Annotated in this window: 16 protein-coding genes; 12 read left to right on the forward strand and 4 right to left on the reverse strand. The window is 59.8% G+C overall.

The annotated features are described in order from the left end of the window. Window positions 1–226 precede the first annotated feature (226 nt). Entirely contained in the window at window positions 227–8,731 is an 8,505-nt protein-coding gene (locus tag E2F50_RS16215; protein WP_133317225.1) for a glycoside hydrolase family 94 protein, read from the forward strand. 88 nt (window positions 8,732–8,819) lie between these two features. Here E2F50_RS16215 and E2F50_RS16220 read toward each other — a convergent pair whose 3' ends face one another. Continuing rightward, window positions 8,820–10,577, reverse strand: coding sequence for a glucan ABC transporter ATP-binding protein/ permease (locus E2F50_RS16220; protein WP_133317226.1), 1,758 nt, complete (start codon window positions 10,575–10,577; stop codon window positions 8,820–8,822). A gap of 302 nt (window positions 10,578–10,879) precedes the next feature. Between E2F50_RS16220 and E2F50_RS16225 the strand changes: the two genes are divergently transcribed. The 6 genes from E2F50_RS16225 to E2F50_RS16250 all read left to right on the forward strand — a co-directional run bounded on the left by E2F50_RS16225 (window position 10,880) and on the right by E2F50_RS16250 (window position 19,464). Then, on the forward strand, window positions 10,880–11,620 hold the full coding sequence (locus tag E2F50_RS16225; RefSeq protein ID WP_133317449.1) for a LuxR family transcriptional regulator: 741 nt from the start codon (window positions 10,880–10,882) through the stop codon (window positions 11,618–11,620). Between the two features lie 152 nt (window positions 11,621–11,772). Next, on the forward strand, window positions 11,773–15,231 hold the full coding sequence (pyc, locus tag E2F50_RS16230) for a pyruvate carboxylase (RefSeq protein ID WP_133317227.1): 3,459 nt from the start codon (window positions 11,773–11,775) through the stop codon (window positions 15,229–15,231). A 108-nt stretch (window positions 15,232–15,339) separates the two neighbouring features. Next, on the forward strand, window positions 15,340–16,137 hold the full coding sequence (locus tag E2F50_RS16235) for a DeoR/GlpR family DNA-binding transcription regulator (RefSeq protein WP_245515440.1): 798 nt from the start codon (window positions 15,340–15,342) through the stop codon (window positions 16,135–16,137). An 11-nt stretch (window positions 16,138–16,148) separates the two neighbouring features. After that, a complete protein-coding gene (locus E2F50_RS16240) occupies window positions 16,149–17,342 on the forward strand; it encodes an MFS transporter (RefSeq protein WP_133317229.1) in 1,194 nt (397 codons plus the stop codon). A 104-nt stretch (window positions 17,343–17,446) separates the two neighbouring features. Next, complete coding sequence (ispG, locus tag E2F50_RS16245; RefSeq protein WP_133317230.1) at window positions 17,447–18,697, forward strand: flavodoxin-dependent (E)-4-hydroxy-3-methylbut-2-enyl-diphosphate synthase; 1,251 nt, start codon at window positions 17,447–17,449, stop codon at window positions 18,695–18,697. A 107-nt stretch (window positions 18,698–18,804) separates the two neighbouring features. Next, window positions 18,805–19,464, forward strand: a complete 660-nt coding sequence (locus E2F50_RS16250; protein WP_133317231.1) for a YiaD family glycine zipper/OmpA-like lipoprotein — start codon at window positions 18,805–18,807, stop codon at window positions 19,462–19,464. Window positions 19,465–19,483: 19 nt separating this feature from the next. Here the strand turns inward: E2F50_RS16250 and E2F50_RS16255 are convergent, their stop codons facing one another. Together E2F50_RS16255 and E2F50_RS16260 are read right to left on the reverse strand one after the other, a co-directional pair. Beyond that, window positions 19,484–20,125: a LysE family translocator gene (locus tag E2F50_RS16255; protein ID WP_133317232.1), complete on the reverse strand. Its 642-nt coding sequence runs from the start codon at window positions 20,123–20,125 to the stop codon at window positions 19,484–19,486. Window positions 20,126–20,145: 20 nt separating this feature from the next. Further along, entirely contained in the window at window positions 20,146–21,060 is a 915-nt protein-coding gene (locus tag E2F50_RS16260; RefSeq protein ID WP_133317233.1) for a polyprenyl synthetase family protein, read from the reverse strand. A gap of 227 nt (window positions 21,061–21,287) precedes the next feature. On the opposite strand from E2F50_RS16260, the gene mtgA reads away from it, so the two are divergent. The 5 genes from mtgA to E2F50_RS16285 all read left to right on the forward strand — a co-directional run bounded on the left by mtgA (window position 21,288) and on the right by E2F50_RS16285 (window position 24,287). Further along, entirely contained in the window at window positions 21,288–21,935 is a 648-nt protein-coding gene (gene mtgA / locus E2F50_RS16265) for a monofunctional biosynthetic peptidoglycan transglycosylase (protein ID WP_245515446.1), read from the forward strand. Between the two features lie 94 nt (window positions 21,936–22,029). Continuing rightward, window positions 22,030–22,752: a DUF1868 domain-containing protein gene (locus tag E2F50_RS16270; protein WP_133317235.1), complete on the forward strand. Its 723-nt coding sequence runs from the start codon at window positions 22,030–22,032 to the stop codon at window positions 22,750–22,752. 12 nt (window positions 22,753–22,764) lie between these two features. Then, on the forward strand, window positions 22,765–23,412 hold the full coding sequence (locus tag E2F50_RS16275; protein WP_133317236.1) for a glutathione S-transferase family protein: 648 nt from the start codon (window positions 22,765–22,767) through the stop codon (window positions 23,410–23,412). Window positions 23,413–23,562: 150 nt separating this feature from the next. Then, window positions 23,563–23,748: a 50S ribosomal protein L32 gene (gene rpmF, locus E2F50_RS16280; protein ID WP_037081346.1), complete on the forward strand. Its 186-nt coding sequence runs from the start codon at window positions 23,563–23,565 to the stop codon at window positions 23,746–23,748. Window positions 23,749–23,879: 131 nt separating this feature from the next. Then, on the forward strand, window positions 23,880–24,287 hold the full coding sequence (locus E2F50_RS16285; protein WP_133317237.1) for a hypothetical protein: 408 nt from the start codon (window positions 23,880–23,882) through the stop codon (window positions 24,285–24,287). On the opposite strand, the gene phaR is transcribed toward E2F50_RS16285, so the two are convergent. Continuing rightward, window positions 24,288–24,869 (reverse strand): polyhydroxyalkanoate synthesis repressor PhaR, encoded by a 582-nt coding sequence (gene phaR / locus E2F50_RS16290; RefSeq protein ID WP_133317238.1) that lies wholly within the window; start codon window positions 24,867–24,869, stop codon window positions 24,288–24,290. Between the last annotated feature and the right edge of the window lie 181 nt (window positions 24,870–25,050).

Raw genomic sequence — 25,050 nt, forward strand, 5'->3', positions numbered from 1 at the left:
TGATGAGCCTGGCGCGTTCAGCTTTTATTCAGGGTATCCAGAATAGAGGCGAGATGCCTCCATCTGTTGGAGAAAGGGGTAGTTTGAAGGGATCATTTGCCATATCGTGATCGCTCTCTATCTCCTCCTCCGCCAATTGCACGCTAACCTCGCCACAGCCTGTGACGCGGAATACGGGCAAGCCGGGTAGCCGGGGCCGCAACCGAGTTCATTCAGAAGTCTGTACATGTCCTTTGAAAATCAGCAGTCAGCTTCCCCGCGCGAAACCGAAGTCAAACAAGTCGATCACAATGATTCGATCCGTGCGACCTATTTCACCATGGAAGATCTCAGAGAATGTGGTGAGAGGCTAGGGCAGCAGGGGACTGCAGTTCTGCCTGGTCATGTCGACTTCGATTTCTTCAAGCGCCACACCGAAAATGAGAAGGAAATCCTGAGGGTTTATCGGGCAACAGCGGTCGATGTTGATGCCGGGGCTTCCATCACCCCCGCGGCAGAATGGCTCCTCGACAATTACTACATTGTCGAGGAGGCCATCCAGGAGGTCCGGCGGGATTTCCCGCGCCGCTTCTACAAGCAGCTCCCGAAAATGGTCGTTGGTGGCTTGGAGCTGCCGCGTGCCCTAGTGCTGGCATGGCTCTACGTTGCCCATACGCATAGCAGTGTCACGCGCGAGACGCTTGCCTCCATCGTTGATGGGCTCCAGACCCGGGAGCCGCTGGAAATCGGCGAGCTTTGGGCGCTGCCGTCCTTTATTCGTTTCGTTCTGATCGAAAACCTGCGCCGCATTGCCAGCCGGGTCGAACGGTCACGAAACATGCGCCGGCGGGCGAACGAAGTTGCAGATGAGATCATCCGTCTGAACGATGAGGCAGCGAGTGCCAATCTGCTCCAGCAGATCGAAGGCCTCGCCGACGACAATACTTTCACCACCCAGTTCCTCTACCGTTTGCGCAATGCGTCGCAGACGTCGGACTTCGCGATTGCTTGGCTGGAAAAGCGCCTGGAACAAGCGGGCACTGCCGTCGAAACCGTGATGCAGGCCGAACAAAGCCGCCTGTCGTCCGGCAATGTGACGATGGGCAACATCGTCAAGAGCTTGCGGCTCATCGACGATACCGAATGGAGCGTCTGGTTCGAAGACGTCTCGCAGATCGACAAGATCTTCCGCGAGCGCACTGACTATGAGGCGCTGGATTTCGGCTCGCGCAATGCTTACCGCAACCGGATCGAAAAGCTGGCGCGGCTATCCCGAAAGAGTGAGACGGAAGTTGCGCAGATCGCCATCTCTCTCGCGGAGGATGCCGTTTCAGCTGATCCGGATGCGCGCGAGACCAATGTCGGCGCTTTTGTTGTCGGCCGTCGGCGCCGGGAGCTGGAGGCAGCTGTCGGTTATCATCCGCCGTTGCTGCAGCAGGGCGTGCGTCTTGTCCGGCGCCTGAACTGGTTTGCGATCGCCGGTCCTGTGCTCTTCTTCACCATTGCTGCCATGGTGCTTGCCGGCTGGTTCCTGGTCGAGGCTGAACTGCCGCTGCCGGTGGTCTTCTTCTTTCTCCTGATGTTCGCTCTGCCGGCCTCGGAAGGCGCGACCGGGCTCTTCAACACCCTTGTCACCTATCTGGTGAAGCCCGCGCGGCTCGTCGGCTACGAGTTCAAGGAGGGCATTCCACAGGACGCCAAGACGCTCGTGGCTGTGCCCTGCCTCATCACCAACCGCGACACGGTCGACGAACTCGTCCGAAACCTGGAAGTCCATTATCTGGCCAATCCGCGCGGCGAAATCTTCTTCGCGCTCCTCAGCGACTGGCGGGACAGCAAGGTCGAGGAAAGCGACGCGGACATCGAGATCCTCGACTATGCGAAGCGGGAAATCGCGGCGTTGAACGCCCGCTACGCGTCCGGATCCCAAGCCCGTTTCTATCTGCTGCACCGCCGCCGCCTGTTCAATCCGAACGAAGACGTCTGGATGGGCTGGGAACGCAAGCGCGGCAAGCTTCATGAATTGAACCTGCTGCTGCGCGGCGACCGTGACACAACCTATCTGCCGGGCGCCAACATCGTGCCCGAAGACGTGCAATATGTGATGACGCTCGATGCCGACACGCGCTTGATGCGCGATGCCGTGACCAAGCTGGTCGGCAAGATGCACCACCCGATCAACCAGCCTGTGATCGATCCCGTCAGCAACCGGGTGGTTCAGGGGTACGCGCTGATGCAGCCGCGTGTCACGCCTTCTTTGACCACGGGCAAGGAAGCCTCGGTCTTCCAGCGGGTATTTTCTGTTGGTCGCGGCCTTGACCCTTATGTCTTCACCGTCTCGGACGTTTATCAGGACCTGACCGGCGAGGGCTCCTTCACCGGCAAGGGCCTTTACCATGTCGATGCTTTCGAAGCCTCGCTGAAGGGCAGGATCGACGAGAACTCCGTGCTTTCCCATGACCTTCTCGAAGGTTCCTTTGCGCGTTGCGCGCTGATTACCGATGTGGAGCTCGTGGAGGACTTTCCGGTTCGCTACGAGGTGGAAGTTTCGCGCCAGCATCGCTGGGCGCGAGGCGATTGGCAGCTCCTACCCTATATTCTCGATCCCAAACGTGGCGTGACTGCGCTCGGCCGATGGAAGATGATCGACAACCTGCGCCGGTCGCTGACGCCGATCGCCTGGTTCTTCGCATCCGTGCTCGGTTGGTACTTCATGGATCCTCTCGGTGCGCTGATCTGGCAGATCCTGCTGATCTTCTCGCTATTCGTTGCGCCGACGATCTCGCTCCTAACCAACCTCCTGCCGCGCTCGACAGACATCGTTCCAGGCGCTCATTTTTATTCCGTCTGGTCGGAAATGCGTTCTGCCAATGCCCAGGTGGCTTTGCGGATCGTCTTCATCGCCGACTCTGCCTGCATCATGACCGATGCAATCGCTCGCTCGCTTTACCGGCTATTCTTCAGCCGCAAGCTTATGCTGGAATGGAAGACGGCCGCATCCATTCAATCCAGCGCGCAGGGGAAACCGCAGGATTATTACCGAGCCATGTGGCACGCGCCGACGATTGCCGTGCTCAGCATCATCTTGTCTGCCCTGCCCGGCGACAACGCCTTCCTGGTCGGCATTCCATTCGCCGTGCTGTGGATTTTCTCGCCGCTCGTCGCCTGGTATGTCAGCCAATCGGCAGAAACCGAGGACCGGCTTTTTGTGCCGGAGTCCGTATCCGTAGAATTGCGCAAGATCGCACGCCGCACCTGGCGCTATTTCGAGAGCTTCGTCACGCTCGAGCAGAATTATCTGCCGCCGGATAATTTTCAGGAAAAGCCGGATCCGATCGTCGCCAAGCGGACGTCGCCCACCAATATCGGCGTCTACCTGCTGTCGACAATCTCGGCTCGGCATTTCGGTTGGATCAGCTTCGCGGATACGATCGAGAGGATGGAGCAGACCATCTCGACGATCGAGCGGATGGAGAAATTCCGCGGCCACCTCTACAACTGGTATCATACCGATACTCTCAAGCCACTCGGCCAACGGTATATTTCCGCCGTCGACAGCGGCAATCTGGCAGGTCACCTGATTGCCATATCCTCTGCGTGCCGCATATGGGCAGAGGCGCCATCGGCTCATCTTCAGGGTAATCTCGACGGTATCGGCGATGTTGCAGGCGTGCTTGCCGAGACGCTGAAAGCACTGCCGGACGACCGCAAGACTGTCCGCCCACTGCGGCGCCGCCTCGAGGAACGCATTATCGGCTTCGCGAGCGCCTTGGCAGCGGTTAAGCGCGAACACGAATTTGCTTCGATCCGCATCATCAATTTGGCGGTGCTTGCGCGCGATATTCAGAAGCTTGCCTTTAATCTCGATCACGAGGTTCGCTCACCCCAGAGCGACGAGGTCACAAGATGGTCCGCGTCTCTCGTCGGCGTCTGTGAAGCACATATTGCCGACAGCGTCTTCGACAACTCCAACGTTGAGCAGCTGCGGGAGCGCCTGGCGAACCTGCGCGACCGATCGCGCAATCTTGCCTTTTCGATGGAGTTCGGCTTCCTTTTCCGCAAGGAGCGCCGCCTGCTGTCGATCGGCTACCGGGTTGATAGCAATGAGCTCGATGAAGCCTGTTACGACCTGCTGGCATCCGAATGCCGTTTGACCAGCCTTTTTGGGATCGCCAAAGGTGATCTGCCGACGGAACATTGGTACCGCCTCGGCCGTCAAGTTGTGCCGATCGGCGCGCGTGGCGCCCTGGTTTCCTGGTCGGGATCGATGTTCGAATATCTGATGCCGCCGCTCGTCATGCAGGAGCGGCAAGGCGGCATTCTCAACCAGACGAACAATCTGGTGGTGAAGGAGCAGATGAACCACGGAAAGCGTTTGGGCACGCCTTGGGGCATTTCCGAAGCGGCCTTCAACGCCCGCGACCATCTGTTCAACTATCAGTACACGAACTTCGGCGTGCCGACGCTCGGGCTCAAGCGCGGTCTTGGCCAGAATGCCGTTATCGCACCCTATGCGTCGATCCTGGCCAGCCAATACGATCCGGTGGCGGCTGCGGAAAACCTGGCGGAGCTGCGCGCGCTTGGCGCACTCGGCATGTTCGGCTTCCACGATGCGGTTGACTTCACGCCGACGCGCGTACCCGAAGGCAAGCGTTGCGCCGTGGTCTACAACTACTACGCCCACCATCATGGCATGTCGATTGCAGCCATTGCCAATGTGGTGATGAACGGCCTGCTGCGCGGTCTCTTCCATGCCGATCCGGTGATCGAAGCAGCCGAACTCCTCTTGCAGGAGAAGGCGCCGCGCGACATTCCGGTGATGAGCGCCAAGCACGAAGAAACGCCGGGCAAGGGTCATGGCGAACTGCTTCATCCGGAGATCCGCACCATCAACAATCCAGCGACCAAGGATCGGGAACTGGTGCTGCTGTCGAATGGTCATTACTCGACCATGCTAACGGCGACCGGCTCAGGCTATGCCCGTTGGAACGGGTTGGCCGTGGCCCGCTGGAAGCCCGATCCTACTGAGGATCGCTGGGGCCAGTTCATCTTCCTGCGTGATACTGCGAGCGGAGACTGGTGGTCGACGACGACCGAACCCCGCCGTGCCGAAGGCGAAGTATCGAAGGCCGTCTTCAGCGACGAAAAAGCAGAATTCCATAAGACGGTCGGTGACCTGACCAGCACGGTCGAGTGCATTGTCGCGACCGAACACGATGCTGAAGGTCGCCGTGTCACGCTGCTCAACATGGGCACCGAGGACAGGTTCATCGAAATCACCTCCTATATGGAGCCGGTGCTGGCCTCCGAGGACGATGACAGCGCCCACCCCGTCTTCTCGCGCATGTTTATCCAAACGGAGATTGGCAAGCGAGGCGATGTGATCCGCGCCTGGCGCAACAAGCGCAGTCCTAATGAGCCGGATATCATTGTGGCGCATTTAGCCGCCGACAATGCCGGCGCAGCGCGGGAAACGGAGTTTGAAACCGACCGACGCAAGTTCGTCGGGCGGGGGCGCAGCCTTGCCGAAGCGGCGGCCTTCGACCCAGGTGCAAAGCTTTCCAACGCCGACGGCTTCACGCTTGATCCCGTTTTGTCGCTGCGGCGTGCCGTGCGTGTGCCGGCTGGCAAGAAGGTCAGCGTAGTTTTCTGGACAATTGCGGCACCAAGGCGCGAAGAACTTGATCAGGCAATCGAGCACTACCGTCATCCAGAAGCTTTCCAAAGCGAGCTGACGCAGGCCTGGACACGGACACAGGTGCAGATGCGCCATCTCGGCGTCACCTCGCAGGATGCTGCGGCCTATCAGCATCTCGCTCGCTATCTCATCTATCCGGACATGCAATTGCGGGCAGATCAGGCGACGATCTATGCAGGTCTTCAGCCGCAGTCGTCGCTATGGCCATCGGCCATTTCGGGAGACTTCCCGATCTTTACGCTGCGCATCGATGACGATAATGACATAGCCGTCGCCAAGGAGGCGATAAATGCTCAAGGGTATCTTCGCTCGCGTGGCGTCCTGCTTGACCTCGTGATCTTCAACGAACGTGCCGCTTCCTATGCGCAGGAAATGCAGCATGCGATCGAGTATATCTCGGAAAACGCGAAGCGCCTTGGCCAGCAGGAGGGCCAGCGTCAGCATGTCTTCTCGCTGCGCCGGGATATCCAGGATGAGGCTGCCTCCGATGGGCTTGTTGCCGCATCGCGGGTCGTCCTGCATGCCCGCAACGGCAAGATCATCGATCAGCTGAACCGTGCCACTTCCATCTTCGCGCCGCCCAAGGACCAGGAGATCGAAATCGATCGACGTCCTCTGCTCAGCGGTGAGATTTTTGCTCCCACAGCGGAAGGATCGGAAGCACCTGCCGATCTGGAGTTCTGGAACGGCTATGGTGGCTTCGCGCAGAATGGCGCGGAATATGTGGTGCGTCTGCGGGGCGGCCAGTCTACGCCGCAGCCTTGGATTAACGTCATCTCCAACGAAAGCTTCGGCTTCCACATTTCCGCAGAAGGTGCCGGCTTTACCTGGGCCCAGAACTCGCGTGACTACCAGCTGACCCCCTGGAGCAACGATCCGGTTATCAATCGGCCCAGCGAGGCCTTCTATGTCTCCGACATGGACAGCGGTGATGTTGTCACGCCGTTTGCGGCTCTTTCGCGCCGGCCGGACGCCTGGTACGAGACGCGCCACGGCCTAGGCTATTCCGTCTTCACGACCGAGCAGGATGGCCTGAAGCTCGAACTGACCCAGACTGTCGATCGGGCAAGATCAGCCAAGCTGTCGATCATGATGCTTCGCAATAACCGGTCCGAGACGCGTCGCCTGCGGCTCTACGGTTATGTCGAATGGCTGCTCGGCAGCAACCCGCAAAAGTCTGCACCCTTCATCCTGTCGAGCCGGGATGAGGATACCGGGACGCTATTCGCGACCAACCCCTATAGTCTGGGGCACCGGCGCCACGCCTTCATGGCGCTTAAGGAGACGCCGTCAGGCTTCACCACCAGCTGCCGCGAATTCATCGGAAGATTTGGGTCGGTTGCCATGCCGACGGCGGTCCTGGCGGCTTCCGGCCTCAGCGGTTCGCTTGATCTCGACGGCGATCCTTGTGCGGCACTGGCCTACGACGTTGAACTTGCGCCGGGCGAAGAACGGACCATTACCTTCTTCCTGGGCGATGCGCCCACGAAGGAAGAGGCACAAGCTCTGGTGGCTGAGCTGCGGTCGGAAGACGCCGCAGATGTCCTCGCCCGAACAAAGGCCTTCTGGACCGGCTTCACCGGAAGGCTGAAGATCGCGACACCGGACAAGTCGCTCGACCACATGGTGAACCACTGGCTGCCCTACCAGGCTCTCGGCTGCCGGATCATGGCTCGCACTGCCTTTTATCAGGCTTCCGGCGCCTTCGGGTTCCGGGACCAGCTGCAGGATACGCTGGCATTCCTGCTGCATGAGCCTTCGCTTGCGCGTCGCCAAATCCTCAACGCTGCCTCACGCCAATTCCGTGAGGGCGACGTCCAACATTGGTGGCTGCCAAATTCCGGTGCCGGCGTGCGGACGTTGATTTCGGACGATGTGGTCTGGCTGGCCTATGCGGTGCATGAGTATATCGCTTCCACAGGTGACAAGGCGCTGCTCGACGAGCAGATCGCCTTCCTCACGGGACCTATGCTGGAAAAGCACCAGCATGATTCCTTCTTCCAGCCCGAACTCTCCGAAGACACGGCAAGTCTCTACGAGCATGTGGCAAAGGCCCTTGATCTGGCAATTTCCCGCACAGGGGATCTCGGCCTGCCGCTGATCCTCGGGGGAGACTGGAACGACGGCATGAACAGGGTTGGGATTGGCGGGCGCGGCATGAGCGTCTGGCTCGGCTGGTTCCTGGCCAGCGCCTTGCGCAATCTCATCGGCTATGCGAAAGAACGGAAGGACCTGCAGCGGGTGGACCGTTGGACCACCCATCTGGCATCGCTCCGCGAAGCCATCGAAAAGGCGGGATGGGACGGAAGTTACTACCGGCGGGGCTATTTCGACGACGGCTCTCCGCTCGGCTCGAGCACCAGCGACGAATGCCAGATCGATTCTCTCGGCCAGTCCTGGAGTGTGCTTTCAGGCGAAGGCGATCCAGAACGCGCCGGCCAGGCCATGAATGCGGTGCTGGAGAAACTGGTGGACAAGGAAGCAGGCATCATCCGCCTCTTCACGCCGGCCTTCCAGGAGACCCGCAAGGACCCCGGCTATATCAAGGCCTACCCGCCGGGCGTTCGTGAGAACGGCGGTCAATATACTCACGCGGCGATCTGGGTGGTGATGGCGCTGGCAAAGCTGAAGCGTGGCGACGACGCGTGGAAGTGCTTCCAGATGATCAACCCGATCAACCATGCCCTCGATAAGGCCTCTGCAGACATCTATCGCGTAGAGCCCTACGTGGTCGCGGCCGACGTTTATGGCCACGGCACTTATAGCGGGCGCGGCGGCTGGAGCTGGTATACGGGGTCGGCCGGCTGGCTTTATCGCACAGCCGTCGAGGGCCTGCTCGGAATCCGGCGCGAAGGCGACAAGCTGTTCGTCAATCCGAGCTTGCCGACCGGCTGGGACGGTTTCAGCGCCCAACTCACCATTGCGGGCAGCGTCCACACGATCGTCGTGACCGGCGGCAGCGTGACGATCGATGGTCAGGCCGTCAGCGACGCCGAGGGTTTTGACCTCCCTACATCAGCCGTCAACTCATTGCTGGAGCCTGCAGGCGGCTGATCACCAGCTCAGTCTGAAGTGGAAGGTAATAAAAAGGGCCCGCGTCTCAGTCTGGAGAGCGCGGGCTTTTTCTTGAGGGTTGTTCGGTTCAGACGTGTTCGGCATCCGTCTCCGTTTCGTCATCGATGCGGATGCCACTTGCGCTCAGCAGCGCCGCAAAGCGGCCACCGCTCTGGCTGAGCTGATCATAGGTTCCCATTTCGATGATGCGGCCAGCCTCGAGGAAGATGACCTTGTTGGCATCGCGCACGGTGGAAAGCCGGTGGGCGATGATGAAGGTGGTGCGGTTCTCACGAAGACGGTCGATTGCCGTCTTGACCCGAGCCTCGGTCTCCACGTCAAGCGCGCTTGTCGCTTCATCAAGCACCAGAATCGGTGCATTCTTGAGAATGGCGCGGGCGATGGCGATGCGCTGACGTTCGCCGCCGGACAGCCGGTTGCCGCGCTCGCCCACCGAGGTCTCGTAGCCGTTCAGCCGGGTCTCGATGAATTCAGCGGCAGCGGCTGCTTCCGCAGCACGCGCAATGTCGGTGTCGGTCGCGCCCTCACGTCCAAGCCGGATGTTTTCGCGGATCGACCGGTTGAGAAGGCCGGCATCCTGAAAGACGGTTGCGATCGAATGACGCAGCGATTTCCGGGTGACCTTCCCGATATCGATGCCATCGATCAGGATCTTGCCCTCCTGCGGATCGTAGACGCGCTGCAGAAGGTTAATAAGTGTCGTTTTCCCGGCACCGGTCGGTCCCACGATAGCGACCGTTTCGCCAGCCCTCGCTGTGAACGAGATGTGGTACACGCCCTGGCTGGTGTTGGCGAAGCCGAAGGAGACGTCACGGAATTCCACTTCTCCGCGGACATTGCCGAGATCTTCTGCATCAGCAGGCTCGGCGCGCTGTTCCACGGAATCCTCGAGCGCGAAAAAATCCTCAAGCTTGGCGCGTGCTTCAAAGATCTGACTTGCGAATTGCCGGAGCAGATCGAGACGTCCGATCAACAGATTGGCAAAGCCGATGAACGCGACAACGTCACCGACGCGGATCTCGCCCCGTTGAACAAGAAGCGTACCGATCACAAGGATGATGCCCATGGATACGGTTGAGGCAGTGCGATTGAGCGCGCCTGCCAAAGCCCACCAGTCCAGCACCGGATACTGGGCCGCGAGCAGGCTCTTCGTGTAATCCTTGAGCGCCAGCGTTTCGGCTTCGATGCGGTTGTAACTGTGCAGCACAGAAACGTTGCTGATCGCATCGCTGACGTGGGAAAAAACCGTGTGATAGTGGGTTTCGACTGACGCCTGGCCTTCCTTCGTGCGGTTCATCACCGTCACGCCGATGATCCAGTAAAGGATGCTGAGCACCAGGAGCACGAGGCTGAGACGCCAATCCATGGAAATGGCCGTCGGAACCAGCAGGACCAGCGCCACCGCCGTCGCCAGATGAGTCCGCATGAATTCGAGCCAGAGCCCGAACAGGCTTTCTGCGGCGCGCAGCAGGGTGTGCAGGGCATGCGAGGTGCCGCGCTGGTGATGCCAGGAAAGCGGCATGGAAATAATGCGGCCGAAGGCCTCGGTCAGCAGCGAAGCGCGCCTGCCATGGGCCAGGCGGTCCGCTTCGCGGGCAACAAGCACATAGGCGACGGTGTTGAAGACGCCGAAACCTCCCCATGCCAGCATCCAGGAGGTCACATCGCCGCCCGAAGATATGGCGTCGATGATCCGCCCGAACAGGATCGGCTCAGCGATGGTGATGACGGCAAGCACAATATTGGCGATCACCACGGCGGTCACGCGCCAGCGGTTCTTCGACAGATATTTCAGTGCTCGTACATAAACCTGTATCAGCGTCAACGGTGGAAACCTCTTTCATGGAGTGCCTGAGCGGCCTGCCGGTTTAACGTCGGTAGACGGCAAATCCGAGACTATGCTTGCTCATTAGCCCACTTCTGCCAGAAATTCTTCCTTAGGGGCAAGGCCTCCCGGAATCCGTGTCCTGTCGCCGCTGCATCACGATGGCGTGGTTGCGTCAAGAGCAAGATTTAGCGGTAGATCTTCAATCAATGCTAACTATGCTCAACCACTATCTGCACATCAAATAACTGAAATTTCAAGTAAAGCGATTGAGCGATGACGAAAGCGCACCGGGGGCGGTTTTGAATGTCCAGTTGATTGTACAACTCCTGGTGCTCGCAGAGGAGGCGAGGGACCAAGAGGAGCTTACGCAACGTCTCGAATCCCTCCTCACCGCATACGGCTTCGAATTCTATGGCCTTCGTCTTCATCAAAAGCCGCATCACGATACGGTCGGATCCGCAATCATCGGGCGATGGCCGCGGGGTTGGACGGAAGTCTACGCCTCCAGGAAATACGTTCTCATCGATCCCTCAGTCAGGATGTTGAGCATTGCTCAAAGGCCGTTTCGCTGGCGCGACGCTGTCTTCACCTTCAGGAATGACCCGCATAAACTGCGTATGGAGCGGATGATGCAGGACGCGGCCCGCTACGGGCTCGACGATGGCTATGTCTTCCCGGTTCATGGACGCAACGGCCTGCTTGGCAGCATGTCGCTCGGCGGCATCCCGATCGATCTTTCGCCGGCGGAACTTGCTCTCTTCGATGCTGCCGCCAAGCGGGTCTTCTGGCGCTATCTCGAATTGCGCGGCCAGGCGGAGGATCTCCAGAACGCCGCGAAGGTGGATACGCAGCTTACCCGTCGGGAAATGGAGGTCATCCTGCTCCTGGCGGACGGGCTTACCTCCAACGAGATCGCCAAGCAGTTGACTATCTCCAGCCACACGGTGGACTGGTACATCAACGGGCTGCAGGAAAAGCTGAAGGCGCGCAACCGCCAGCATGTCGTAGCGCTTGCCTTCCGCCTCGGTCTCGTCGCCTGACAATCTCCGGCTCGAGCTCATTTTCCTACGTCCGGCAGCGCCCGATCTTTGGTTGATTTCCAGGCGGCCGAGCAAATAGTGCTTGCCTATTCCGGATGTTGTTGATCTCTTTGCGATGCAGCATTTCTCGATGGCGCCTGGGGAGGTCCGTATTGCCCATATCGAAGATACTCGTTGCCAACCGTTCCGAAATTGCCATCCGTGTCTTTCGGGCGGCCAACGAACTGGGCATCAAGACGGTGGCGATCTGGGCGGAGGAAGACAAGCTTTCGCTGCATCGCTTCAAGGCGGATGAAAGCTATCAGGTCGGGCGAGGGCCGCATCTCGAAAGGGATCTGGGGCCGATCGAAAGCTACCTTTCCATCCCTGAAGTCATTCGCGTCGCCAAGCTTTCGGGCGCCGACGCCATCCATCCGGGCTATGGTCTGCTCTCGGAAAGCCCTGAATTCGTCGAGGCGTGCAACGAAGCCGGCATCATCTTCATTGGCCCAAGGGCCGAGACGATGCGGCAGCTCGGCAACAAGGTGGCTGCTCGCAATCTCGCCGTTTCTGTCGGGGTGCCGGTCGTTCCTGCCACCGAGCCGCTTCCGGAAGACATGACCGAAGTCGCCAAGATGGCAGAGATTGTCGGCTATCCCGTGATGCTGAAGGCCTCCTGGGGCGGTGGCGGGCGCGGCATGCGGGTCATCCGCTCGCAGGCCGATCTCGCCAAGGAGGTGACGGAAGCCAAGCGCGAGGCGATGGCCGCATTCGGCAAGGACGAGGTCTATCTCGAAAAGCTGGTCGAGCGGGCTCGGCATGTGGAAAGCCAGGTGCTTGGCGACACGCATGGCAATGTGGTCCATCTCTTCGAGCGGGACTGCTCCATCCAGCGGCGCAATCAAAAGGTGGTGGAGCGTGCGCCGGCACCCTATCTTTCTGAAGCGCAGCGGGCTGAACTCGCCGGCTATTCGCTGAAGATAGCCCAGGCCACCGGCTATGTCGGGGCTGGTACGGTCGAATATCTGATGGATGCCGATACAGGCAAATTCTACTTCATCGAAGTCAATCCGCGCATCCAGGTCGAGCATACGGTGACCGAGGTCGTCACGGGCATCGATATCGTTAAAGCCCAGATCCATATCTTGGAGGGCTTTGCGATCGGCACGCCGGAATCGGGTGTCCCGGCTCAGGAAAACATCCGTCTCAACGGCCATGCCCTGCAGTGCCGCATCACGACGGAAGACCCGGAGCACAATTTCATTCCGGATTACGGCCGTATCACCGCCTATCGGTCGGCGGCAGGTTTCGGGATTCGCCTGGACGGCGGCACGGCCTATTCCGGCGCGGTGATCACCCGCTATTACGACCCTTTGCTCGTCAAAGTGACCGCTTCAGGCGGCACGCCGCAGGAAGCGATCAGCCGGATGGACCGGGCGCTGCGCGAGTTCCGCATTCGTGGCGTTGCCACCAACCTGACCTTCCTTGAAGCGATCATCGGCCATTCGAGCTTCCGCGACAACACCTATACGACCCGCTTTATCGACACGACGCCGGAGCTCTTCGAGCAGGTAAAACGGCAGGACCGCGCCACCAAGCTCCTGACCTATCTGGCCGATGTCACCGTCAACGGGCATCCGGAAACCAAGGGGCGGCCCGAACCGTCTGCGCACCAGGCACGGCCGGTCCTACCTTACATCAACGGTGACATCCCTGACGGCACGAAGCAGCGCCTCGACAGTTTGGGGCCTAAAGGTTTTGCCGAATGGATGCGGGCTGAAAAGCGCGCTCTCATCACCGATACGACGATGCGCGACGGCCACCAATCGCTGCTTGCGACCCGGATGCGAACCTATGACATAGCGCGCGTTGCCGGCGTCTATGCCCGGGCGCTGCCGAACCTGTTTTCGCTGGAATGCTGGGGCGGGGCGACCTTCGACGTGTCGATGCGCTTCCTCACAGAAGATCCATGGGAACGCCTGGCGCTGATCCGCGAGGGTGCGCCCAACCTGCTGCTGCAGATGCTGCTGCGCGGTGCCAATGGCGTCGGCTACAAGAACTATCCCGACAATGTTGTGAAATACTTCGTCCGTCAGGCCGCACAGGGCGGCATCGATCTGTTCCGCGTGTTCGACTGCCTGAACTGGGTCGACAATATGCGTGTTTCGATGGATGCCATCCAGGAAGAGAACAGGCTCTGCGAGGCGGCGATCTGCTATACCGGCGATCTGCTGAATTCCGCGCGCCCGAAATACGACCTCAAATACTATACTTCGCTGGCTCAGGAACTGGAAAAGGCCGGTGCTCACATTATCGCGCTGAAAGACATGGCGGGCCTGCTGAAGCCGGCTGCGGCACGCGTGCTGTTCAAGGCGCTGCGGGAGGCGACAAGCCTGCCGATCCACTTCCACACCCATGATACATCCGGCATTTCGGCCGCGACCGTGCTTGCGGCGGTGGATGCGGGTGTCGACGTCGTCGATGCAGCGATGGATGCCCTGTCCGGCAATACCTCGCAGCCGTGCCTCGGGTCGATCGTCGAGGCGTTGTCCGGCACCGAGCGTGATTCAGGCCTCGATCCGGAATGGATCCGCCGCATCTCCTTCTACTGGGAAGCAGTGCGCGGACAATACGCCGCCTTTGAAAGCGACCTCAAGGGTCCAGCCTCAGAAGTCTATCTGCATGAAATGCCGGGCGGCCAGTTCACCAACCTCAAGGAACAGGCCCGTTCGCTGGGCCTTGAAACACGGTGGCACAAGGTGGCCCAGACCTATGCGGACGTGAACCAGATGTTTGGCGACATCGTCAAGGTGACGCCGTCTTCGAAGGTTGTCGGCGATATGGCGCTCATGATGGTGTCTCAGGACCTGACGGTCGCCGATGTCGAAAATCCAGCCAAGGATATCGCCTTTCCCGACAGCGTCGTTTCCATGTTGAAGGGCGATCTCGGACAGCCTCCCGGCGGATGGCCCAAGGCCCTGCAGAAGAAGGCGCTGAAAGGCGAGGAGCCCTATACCGCCGTGCCCGGTTCGCTCCTGGCTCCGGCCGATCTCGATGAAGAGCGCAAGGCGATCGAGGAGAAGCTGGAACGCAAAGTGGATGACTTCGAGTTCGCCTCCTATCTGATTTACCCCAAGGTGTTCACCGATTTTGCATTGGCTGCGGAAACCTATGGGCCCGTGTCGGTCCTGCCGACGCATGCTTATTTCTACGGGCTTGCTGATGGGGAGGAACTGTTTGCCGAGATCGAGAAGGGCAAGACGCTGGTCATTGTCAATCAGGCAGCCAGCGCTCCTGATGCACAAGGCATGGTTACCGTCTTCTTTGAATTGAACGGCCAGCCCCGGCGGATCAAGGTTCCCGATCGCAGCCGAACTGCAGCCAGCGCTGTGCGCCGCAAGGCGGAAGCCGGAAATGGTGCTCATCTTGGTGCACCCATGCCCGGCGTCATTTCGCGGGTCTTCGTTTCGCCGGGTCAAGCCATTAAGGCCGGTGACGTGCTGTTGTCCATCGAGGCCATGAAGATGGAAACTGCCCTGCATGCCGAGAAGGACGGGACGGTCGCCGAGATCCTCGTCAAGGCCGGCGACCAGATCGATGCAAAGGATCTCCTGGTCGTCTACGGATCCTGATCCAGCGCGATACACGTAATCGAGAATACTCAGATCCCGAGCGCGCTTTTTGTCGCCTCAGTCATGCACGTTGTTGCATAATTATGCCGAATCATGCATGGTCTGGCCATGGATCATTTTGTTGGTGAAAGACAGACACAAATTCTTCTTGAGCTTCGCGCTAAGGGACGGGTCTCGGCACAGGATCTCGCGCAGACCTTCGATGTGTCCGAGGATACGGTCCGGCGTGACCTGCGCGAGATGGCGGCGCGGGGGGAGTGTGAGCGGGTCTATGGTGGCGCCTTGCTTCCCCGGGGCCAGACGGTTCCCCTGAACACACGCATGACCGAGCTGCCCGACCGCAAGGCCGTGCTTGGGCGAACGGCTGGAGAATTGCTCGTGGACGGCAGTGTCGTCTTCTTTGACGCCGGCTCCACCAATCTTGCTATCGCCCGTAACCTACCAGAAGGACTGCGGCTGACGGCCGTCACCAATACACCCGTGATCGCCGCCGAACTCGCTGGCCGATCCGGCGTGGAGCTGATCGTGATCGGCGGGCGGATCGATCCATCGGTCGGTGCAGCGATCGATTCGACTGCCATCAAGCAGTTGGAGAGCATGCGGCCTGATCTCTGTATCCTCGGGGCCTGCGGACTTACTCTCGAAGAGGGACTAGCTGCAGACGTATTCGAGGACGCAGCCTTCAAGCGGCTTGCCTGTGCGGCCAGCAGGCGATGCCTTGCCGCCGTGACCACGGATAAGATGGGTCATCGGGCGGCCTTCCATGTCCACGACCTGACTAAGTCACTGTCGCTGGTGCTGGAAGCGGATGCAGATGAGGCGCTGGTGGATCGGATCGTTGGGAAAGGGGTCAATGCTCGCAGAGCTGATGCCTTCGCCACCTTGAATGAAAAAACATCCCGTTAAGGAAATATTGCATGAGCCAGTTCGATACCCACAAGGTAAGCCACCGGCTTGCATCTTACATGACCACAGAAAGACTCGGTGTCTCCTTGCTCTTCCTGATGAACGGTTTCATGATCGGTGCCTGGGCACCGAAAATCCCGGAGTTTGCTTCGCGCCTGGGCTTGGGCGAAAAGTCGCTCGGTCTGATGATCCTGACATTTGGCCTTGGTTCGATCATCATGATGCCGATTGCTGGCAGCCAGATCGCGCGCTTTGGCTCGAAGGCGGTGTCCAGATTCGCTGCCATCCTGCTGACGCCGATGCTGTTGCTGCTTTCGGTCGCGAACAATATCTGGACCGGTGCCATCGCGATTGGCCTCTTCGGCGGCTTGATCGGTGCCATGGATGTGGCCATGAACGCCAATGCGGTTGCAACTGAAAAGCACATGCGCCGTGCGATCATGTCGTCTTGCCATGCTTTCTGGAGCCTTGGCGGGCTGCTGGGGTCGGCGACGGGCGGTTTTATGATCGAGTGGCTCGGCGGATTTGCGCATGCCATAGTGGTAACGCTTCTTGCCACGCTGATGATCGGGCTCGCCTGGCGGAATGTATTGCATGATGCGCCGCATCCCGACGAGCACAAGGATGAAGCGCCTCATCGGCTGCCTCGCTCACCGCTCCCCTGGCTGATTGGCATGGTCGCGCTGTTCTGCATGGTGCCCGAGGGGGCTATACTGGATTGGGGTGCCCTCTATCTGCGCAACGAGCTAGGCGCGTCGGTGGCACTATCCGGTTTTGCCTTCGCAGGCTTCTCGTTCACCATGGCCGCCATGCGTTTTGCCGGGGACATCATCAGGGACCGATTAGGCGCTGTCAGGACATTGCAAATCTGCGGGACGATTGCGATCGCTGGCCTGCTCCTGATAGGACTTGCTCCAAACGCATCTGTGGCAATTGCCGGCTTTGCGCTTGCCGGGATCGGCATTTCCAACATGGTGCCGATTGCATTTTCCGCGGCCGGCAACCTGCCGGGCATGGCAGCGGGTGTCGGCCTGTCGGTGGTTACAACCATGGGCTATTCCGGCATCCTGCTTGCGCCGTCACTCATCGGCTTTGTCGCCGAACATACGGGGCTCGGGCCGATCTTCCTGGCACTTTCCGCTTTCCTCGTCGTGGTACTGTTGCTGTCCCGGCTTGCACGGCATGCGGACGGCACCCATCACTAAGTGGAACGGCGCTGCCGTAAAACGGACAAAGGTGAGTGGTTGACAAGCTGCTAGCCATACGCCACCTGAATGATGTTTTCCGCCGAAGGCCACGAGACCTGCAGATGACCTCACCCGTCGATTACGCTCCCAAGCCGCGCCGAGCCACCGTTGCCGTCGATGTGGGCGGCGTGATCGTGGGCGGAGGCGCGCCAGTCGTCGTGCAGTCGATGACCAATACTGACACGGCAGATATAGACGCGACCGTAGCTCAGGTGGCTGCTCTCTATAAAGCGGGTTCGGAAATCGTCCGGATCACCGTCGATCGGGACGAAAGCGCCGCGGCGGTGCCGAAGATACGCGAGCGCCTGCTGCGGCTCGGCATGGACGTGCCGCTTGTCGGCGACTTCCACTATATCGGTCATAAGCTGCTGACAGATCATCCTGGCTGTGCAGAAGCGCTTGCCAAATACCGCATCAATCCTGGCAATGTCGGCTTCAAGGACAAGAAGGACAAGCAGTTCGGCGACATCATCGAAATGGCAATCCGGTACGACAAGCCGGTGCGCATCGGCGTCAACTGGGGCTCGCTCGATCAGGATCTGTTGACGACGCTGATGGATCGCAATGCGGCTCAGGGTTCGCCGCTTTCCGCCCGCCAGGTGATGCACGAGGCGATTGTGCAGTCGGCGCTGATCTCGGCTGAGCTTGCTGAAAGCATCGGCTTGCCGCGCAACCGCATCATCCTGTCCGCCAAGGTCAGCCAGGTGCAGGACCTGATTGCCTGTTACTCAATGCTTGCCGAGCGTTCCAATCATGCACTGCATCTCGGCCTGACCGAGGCGGGCATGGGGTCTAAGGGCATTGTCGCTTCGTCGGCTGCCATGGCTTATGTACTGCAGCACGGCATCGGCGACACGATCCGGGTTTCGCTGACGCCCGAGCCGAACGGAGACCGCACAAAGGAAGTGCAGGTTGCTCAGGAAATTCTTCAGGTCATGGGCTTTCGGCAGTTCATTCCGGTTGTAGCGGCTTGTCCTGGCTGCGGCCGCACCACGTCGACTGTCTTTCAGGAACTGGCCCAGAACATCCAGAACGACATCCGCAAGAACATGCCTGTCTGGCGGGAGAAATATCCCGGCGTGGAAGCGCTGAATGTCGCGGTCATGGGCTGTATCGTCAATGGTCCGGGCGAGAGCAAGCATGCCGATATCGGCATTTCGCTTCCCGGCACCGGGGAAACGCCGGCCGCTCCGGTCTTTATCGACGGCCAGAAGGCGCTGACCCTGCGGGGCCCCAACATCGCCGCCGATTTCGAGAAGCTCGTCGCCGACTATATCGAGAACCGGTTCGGTCACCGATCGGCTGCCGAGTAATTCCGGCCTGGGGGAAAGTCCTTAGATTGCAGAGCGACACCTTCCTCGCAATTGCCGCAATTGCTGGTAATGAGATGTCACCAAGGACGACGGGACATCTGATTCACATGCTCAAGAAATTCACGCTCATCGCGCTTTGCGCGACCTATCTTTCTGCCTGCACCACCACAGACCCTTATACCGGCCAGCAGAAGGTTTCCAACACCGCAGGCGGCGCTGCCATAGGGGCAGGCCTCGGCGCGCTTGGCGGCCTTGTTATCGGCGGCGGCAACAAAGGCCGCAACGCCTTGATCGGTGCCGGTATCGGCGCGCTCGCCGGTGGCGCAATCGGCAGCTACATGGACAATCAGGAAGCGGAACTGCGCGCCCAGCTTCAGGGAACCGGCGTCTCGGTGACGCGTGTCGGCGACCGGATCGTCCTCAACATGCCCTCGAACATCACCTTCGCGACAGATCAGGATCAGGTCATTCCACCTTTCTACCGGACGCTCGATTCGGTCGCGATCGTGCTGAACAAGTTCGGCAAGACCTTGATCGACGTCAACGGCCACACGGACTCCACCGGCAGCCTGCAGCATAACCAGGCGCTGTCGGAACGTCGTGCTGTATCAGTCGCGAACTATCTTGCGGGCCGCGGCGTCGATCAGCGGCGCGTTTCGACCATGGGCTTCGGTCCGTCGCAGCCGGTTGCTTCCAACGCCACGCCGGATGGTCGTGCGCAGAACCGCCGCGTCGAAGTTTCGATTGCGCCAATCACTCAAAACTGATCGGCCACGGCGTGCCGAGTCAGATGCGGCTCGTCAGCAGCTTGAGGCCCGCGGCCGTATAGAAAACGGCCATCGTGCCCTCGATCCAGGGGCGCGCGGCTCTGTAGCCGCGCAGCGCACGAGGTGTGGAGAACAGCACGGCATAGCCGGTGAAGATCATCAGGCCGGATGCGATGCAGACGGCGATGATCATTAGGATGGCGGAAGCGGGCGCGTTTTCTGGTAAACCGAGCGAGATGATCGCCAGCCAGGCGAAGATCGCCTTCGGATTGGTGACGTGGATCATGTAACCGCGCAGCCAGAGTTGTGTCGCGGTATGGCTTGTTCCGCCGTTCAGGATCGCGACCTGCGAGTTCGGCACCCGGGCCGACCGATAAGCCTTCCAGGCCAGATAGATCAGATAGAGCCCGCCCAGCACCTTCATGATTTCCAGCGCGATGGCATAGTTGCGTAGCAGCGCTGCAAGGCCGAGGGCTGCCGCTGACGCCCAGGTTAGCGAACCGCCGCTGATGCCGAGCGCGGTGATCACGCCTGCGCGGCGGCCTTGCGAGATCGAGGTGCCGATGATGGCAAAGACGGCCGGACCGGGGCTCGCGACAGCGATGATATAAGCGATATAGGCGGGCCACATGGATGGCAGATAAGCCAGCGCTTCAGGCATTTTCTTTCCTCCAAGTGTTCCTAGCTGTCACGTCCGGCGATGAACCTTGCTGCCTCCTGCAGCACAAGCGCCTTTTCTCCGTAAGGGGAAAGGAGGTCGACCGCTTCCGCCGTCAGAACCTCCAGGCGCTCTTCAGCCCATTCCGTGCCATGCAGGGCCACCAGCGTGCCTTTACCACGGGCGGCATCCTTGCCTGCTGCCTTGCCAAGCGTTGCAGCATCCGAAGTGACATCAAGCAAATCGTCGGCGAGCTGGAATGCCAGGCCGATCTTATGGCCGAAGGCGCGCAGGCGGTCGCGGTGCTCACGGCTGGCGTCGGCGATGATGGCACCGGATTCGCAGCCAAAGCGGATAAGGGCGCCGGTCTTCATGGCTTGCAGCATCATGATGCCGTCTTCGTCGGGGGCGTGATTTTCTGCCGCAAGGTCGAGAGCTTGGCCGCCCGCCATGCCTCCAGGGCCGGCAGCCCGCGCCAAGGCAAGCACGAGCTCGGTCTTCAGCCTGTCCGCAAGTGCGGTTTCAGGCGCCGCGATGATGTCGAACGCATAGGTGAGCAGGCTGTCACCGGCCAGAATGGCTGTCGCCTCATCAAAGGCCTTATGTACCGTCGGCTGACCGCGGCGCAGGTCGTCGTCGTCCATGGCGGGCAAGTCGTCGTGGATCAGCGAATAGCAATGCATGCATTCCAGCGCCGCGCCGACACGCGAGGCAGCCTCCGCTGGGCCTCCGAGAAGAGCAGTGCTCTCGCGAACGAGGAAAGGTCGCAGGCGCTTGCCGCCATTCAAGGAGCCATGCCGCATCGCCGCCATCAGATGCGCCGGGCGGGCAATCTCGTCGGCAAGGGGCGTGTCTGACAGGAGGCGCGACAGAAGCGCCCCCGTTTCGCAAGCAGCTTCCTTCAAACGGGTTTCGAATGCGATCTTCGGCGGCGTCATGGGCGCTGTTTGGCATGCAGGCCAATGGCTGGCAATCGGGATTTACCAGCATATGCGAAGTTTTCCGCTCCGGACTCGCCTCCGTCCGTTCCAGCAGCTATGAAATGTTAAACAACGGACAGCGGATCTTGGACATCACCCCTGAACAGCATGCTGAAGAGGAGCCGGCTCCCGCGGTGAGACGGCGGCCGTTTTCGTTTCGCGGCGCGACCATCCGCAGGATCCTGATGGCCCTGGTCGCCCTGATCCTGCTGCCTTACCTGCTCGTTCTCGTTTACGCCTTGCCGTTCACCCGCCCGGTATCGACACTGATGCTCTCGGAGCTTGTTCTACTGCGCGGCTATGACCGCCGCTGGGTAGGTCTCGACAGTATTTCGCCCCATCTGGTGCGGTCGGTGATGATGTCGGAGGATGGCCAGTTCTGCTTCCATGGCGGGGTCGACTGGCACCAAATGCGCGGCGTGGTGCAGGACGCTCTGGATGGCGAAGCCACCCGCGGCGCCAGCACCATTTCAATGCAGACGGCAAAGAACCTGTTTCTGTGGAACGGGCGTTCGTTCATCCGCAAGGGCCTGGAACTGCCGCTGGCGCTGGGTGCGGACTTTGTCTGGTCGAAGCGCCGGATGATCGAAATCTATCTCAACGTCGCGGAATGGGGGCCGGGCATTTATGGAGCGGAGGCTGCCGCTCAGTATCATTTCAAGGTGCCGGCTTCGAAACTTTCGGCCCGGCAGGCGGCCCTGCTGGCCGTCTCGCTTCCGAACCCCATCACAAGGGTCGCAGGCAAGCCAAGCCGCGGCGTGCAGAGGCTTGCGGGGGTGGTAGAGCGTCGGGCGCGGGGCTCCGGCGAGTACATCAGATGCGTTTATGAGTGACATCAGAACTTGTCGCTAAAAGAGCGGAGCGTCATCTGCCATTCTTGCTTCTGCCGTATGGGCGAACGAAGTCCACCAGAAGCGCATCGCCCAGATGAACCCCATGTCATTTTCGCCAGAACTTCTCGACTGTTCGAAATCTTATAACGGCAACCCACCGCCGCACCTCGGTACGCGATACAGGAGCAAGGGCGGTTTTCTTCCCGAACCGGGAAACACGATTGTCTGCCATGTTGAGAAGGACACGGAAACGCAACGTGCATTGATCGAGGTGCGTGAAAAATATCTGGCTATGCCAGAGGCGCCGCAGTTCCTGTTCACGCCGATCACCAGCCTGCACATGACGCTCTTTCAAGGCATTATCGAAGGCCGGCGCCAGCCGAATTTCTGGCCGCACGACATCCCGCTCGACACGCCCATCGAGGAGACGACAGGAATCATGGCAGCAAGGCTCGAAGCTTTATCATTATGCGAACCTTTCCAGGTGGCGGTGACGAAGGCTCGGCCGTCTGGTCTTATAGTCGATGGCGCGACCGACGGCGACCGCAAGATCATGCGGGCCTGGCGCGACGCGTTTGCGGATCTTCTCGGTTATCGTCACCCGGATCACGACGACTACCTGTTTCACATCACGTTCGCCTATGTCATTGAGCGGCTTGAGGACCAAGCGCTGCCGCGCTGGCAGGCCATGTTGAACGAGGCGGCGGATACCATCGCCCAGCAGGCGCCAATCCTCGATCTCAGGCCGCCTGCCTTTTGCATCTTCGAGGATATGAACCATTTTCACGAAGTGCTGATTTTCGACTTCGAGGAATAACAGGAGAAGCCAGTGGACAAGCTCACGCTCTATATCGCCAACAAGAACTATTCCTCCTGGTCGTTTCGTCCTTGGCTCGCCTTGACGGCAGCCGGCGTGCCGTTCGAAGAGGTTCTGATCCCCTTCGATTTTCCGGCGGGCAATCCGAAATTTCGGGAGATTTCGCCCACAGCCCGGGTTCCGGTTCTCCATCACGGTGCGCTTCGGGTGTGGGAATCTCTGGCGATCATCGAATATGTCGCCGAGCTCTTTCCGGAGAAGGGTCTTTGGCCAGCGGACAGGGCGGACCGCGCCATTGCCCGCTCCATCTCCATGGAAATGCTCGCAGGCTTTCGCGCCCTGCGAAGTGCCTGCCCGATGAACATCCGGCGGCCGAAAGCCAGGATCGCTCTTCCTGAAGGCGTCATGGAGGACGTGGCCCGCATTGAGACTATCTGGCGCGAGCTACGCATGAAGTCCGGCGGCCCATTCCTCTTCGGTAGCTTCTCGGCCGCCGACGCCATGTTTGCGCCTGTTGTCAATCGCTTCGAGGTCTACGACTTGGTAAGCGATGGCGAGACGCTCGCCTACATGTCGGCGATGAAGTCCCATCCGGCCTGGCTCAAATGGCAAGAGGCTGCGCTTGTGGAGAGCTGGGTCGTTCCCGAAGACGAAGCCTGACCGGCGGGATTTTTGCGAAAAATACCCCAAGGGTCTGGTCAAATGCCGGGGCGGCATGTATAAGCCGCCCAAATTTCCGAGATCGAGACATGCCCAATCGGCCTCAGTTCCGGCCGGGGATCATGTTTGCACGAAAGTGGAGTAACGAAAATGGCTGTACCGAAGAGAAAAACAAGCCCGTCGAAGCGCGGTATGCGCCGCTCCGCCGACGCGCTGAAGGCCCCGACCTATGTCGAAGACAAGAACTCCGGCGAACTGCGCCGTCCGCATCACGTCGATCTGAAGACCGGCATGTACCGCGGTCGCCAGGTTCTTACGCCGAAGGAAAACGCATAAGTGCGTTTGTTCTGGAATGTTTGCATCAAGGGCCGGCTCAGCCGGCCTTTTTTGTTGTCTGTCATCTTGCCGAGTGATCGGCAAGCCCGCATCTTCCGGCCAAAGATTTCCGTTTCAACTTGGAGCTGTCGATGTTTGCTGCCCTGCCGCTGATGATCATCCCCTTCGCGCTTTATAACCTTGCCGTGCTCGGGGTCATGGGTGGCGGCGGCGTGGCCGGGCTCGGCAGTCTGGTCATCTCGCTTCAGATGCTTTCCGGCGCAGACTGGACGATGACGATTGCCGATCTGCTGATCGTCATCGCCCTGATATTCCTTTTCGTCGAAATCCTCAAGGCAAGCCGCAACGGTCGCGGATCGCTTCTCAATCACATGCTGTCCATGCTTGTCTTCATCGCCTATCTGGTGGAGTTCCTGCTGGTGCGGCACGCGGCGACGCAGACCTTCTTCATCCTGATGACGGTCACCCTCGTGGATGTCGTCGGCGGCTTTGCAGTCGCTATACGCTCGGCCGGCCGCGACGTCTCGATCGGTCTTTAATCAGGCGCCCATGCTGTCCAGGCGCGTCTGCAATGCGCGCAGCTGCTCCTTCAATTCGTCGATATCCCTCGGCTCGGCTTTCTTTACCGGGGGAGCCGGCTGCGGTGCGGTAAAGGGCGTGAACATCTGCACCGCCTGGCGGAAAAGGTCCGTATTGCGGCGAACCTGATCCTCCATCATCTGCATCGGAAGCTGGAAATTCTTGCTCAGCGGCGTATCGCCGAAAGCTCGCGTCATCTGCTCGCGCATCTGGACCTGCTGATCCGTGAAAGCCTTCATCGAGTGTTCGAGGAAGGTCGGCACGACCATCTGCATCTGGTCGCCATAGTAGGAAATCAGCTGGCGCAGGAAGGAAATCGGCAGAAGCGTATTGCCGGTCTTGGACTCCTGCTCGAAAATGATCTGCGTCAGAACGGAATGGGTGATATCTTCGCCTGACTTGGCATCCTGCACAAGGAAATCTTCGCCTTTCTTGACCATCTTGGCCAAGTCCTCGAGCGTGACATAGGTGCTGGTCCCGGTATTGTAGAGCCGCCTGTTGGCGTATTTTTTGATAATCACTTCGCCTTCGTTCTTCGCCATAATTGCCTCCTGCTCCCATCAATATGGTTTTTGATTTTTATTGAATGGCATCTTCTCCCACCGCGAATGTAAGCTTAAATGAGGCGACCTGACAATCGATTTTGTGCGGCGCGGCGAGAGCTTTGTTGCGCAGCAAATCCTTGAAATTCAGGGCGCTTGTAACCAAAACGGCGGCGGCAGG

Source organism: Rhizobium deserti (assembly GCF_004358025.1).
Classification (GTDB): domain Bacteria; phylum Pseudomonadota; class Alphaproteobacteria; order Rhizobiales; family Rhizobiaceae; genus Neorhizobium; species Neorhizobium deserti.

What these genes read in the sequence shown, in the direction of transcription:
- E2F50_RS16215 (WP_133317225.1), top strand. Translation starts at nt 227, where the DNA reads ATGTCCTTTGAAAATCAGCAGTCAGCTTCCCCGCGCGAAACCGAAGTC.
- E2F50_RS16235 (WP_245515440.1), top strand. Translation starts at nt 15,340, where the DNA reads ATGGATCATTTTGTTGGTGAAAGACAGACACAAATTCTTCTTGAGCTT.
- E2F50_RS16240 (WP_133317229.1), top strand. Translation starts at nt 16,149, where the DNA reads ATGAGCCAGTTCGATACCCACAAGGTAAGCCACCGGCTTGCATCTTAC.
- ispG (WP_133317230.1), top strand. Translation starts at nt 17,447, where the DNA reads ATGACCTCACCCGTCGATTACGCTCCCAAGCCGCGCCGAGCCACCGTT.
- E2F50_RS16250 (WP_133317231.1), top strand. Translation starts at nt 18,805, where the DNA reads ATGCTCAAGAAATTCACGCTCATCGCGCTTTGCGCGACCTATCTTTCT.
- E2F50_RS16255 (WP_133317232.1), bottom strand. Translation starts at nt 20,125, where the DNA reads ATGCCTGAAGCGCTGGCTTATCTGCCATCCATGTGGCCCGCCTATATC.
- E2F50_RS16260 (WP_133317233.1), bottom strand. Translation starts at nt 21,060, where the DNA reads ATGACGCCGCCGAAGATCGCATTCGAAACCCGTTTGAAGGAAGCTGCT.
- mtgA (WP_245515446.1), top strand. Translation starts at nt 21,288, where the DNA reads ATGGCCCTGGTCGCCCTGATCCTGCTGCCTTACCTGCTCGTTCTCGTT.
- E2F50_RS16270 (WP_133317235.1), top strand. Translation starts at nt 22,030, where the DNA reads ATGAACCCCATGTCATTTTCGCCAGAACTTCTCGACTGTTCGAAATCT.
- rpmF (WP_037081346.1), top strand. Translation starts at nt 23,563, where the DNA reads ATGGCTGTACCGAAGAGAAAAACAAGCCCGTCGAAGCGCGGTATGCGC.
- E2F50_RS16285 (WP_133317237.1), top strand. Translation starts at nt 23,880, where the DNA reads ATGTTTGCTGCCCTGCCGCTGATGATCATCCCCTTCGCGCTTTATAAC.
- phaR (WP_133317238.1), bottom strand. Translation starts at nt 24,869, where the DNA reads ATGGCGAAGAACGAAGGCGAAGTGATTATCAAAAAATACGCCAACAGG.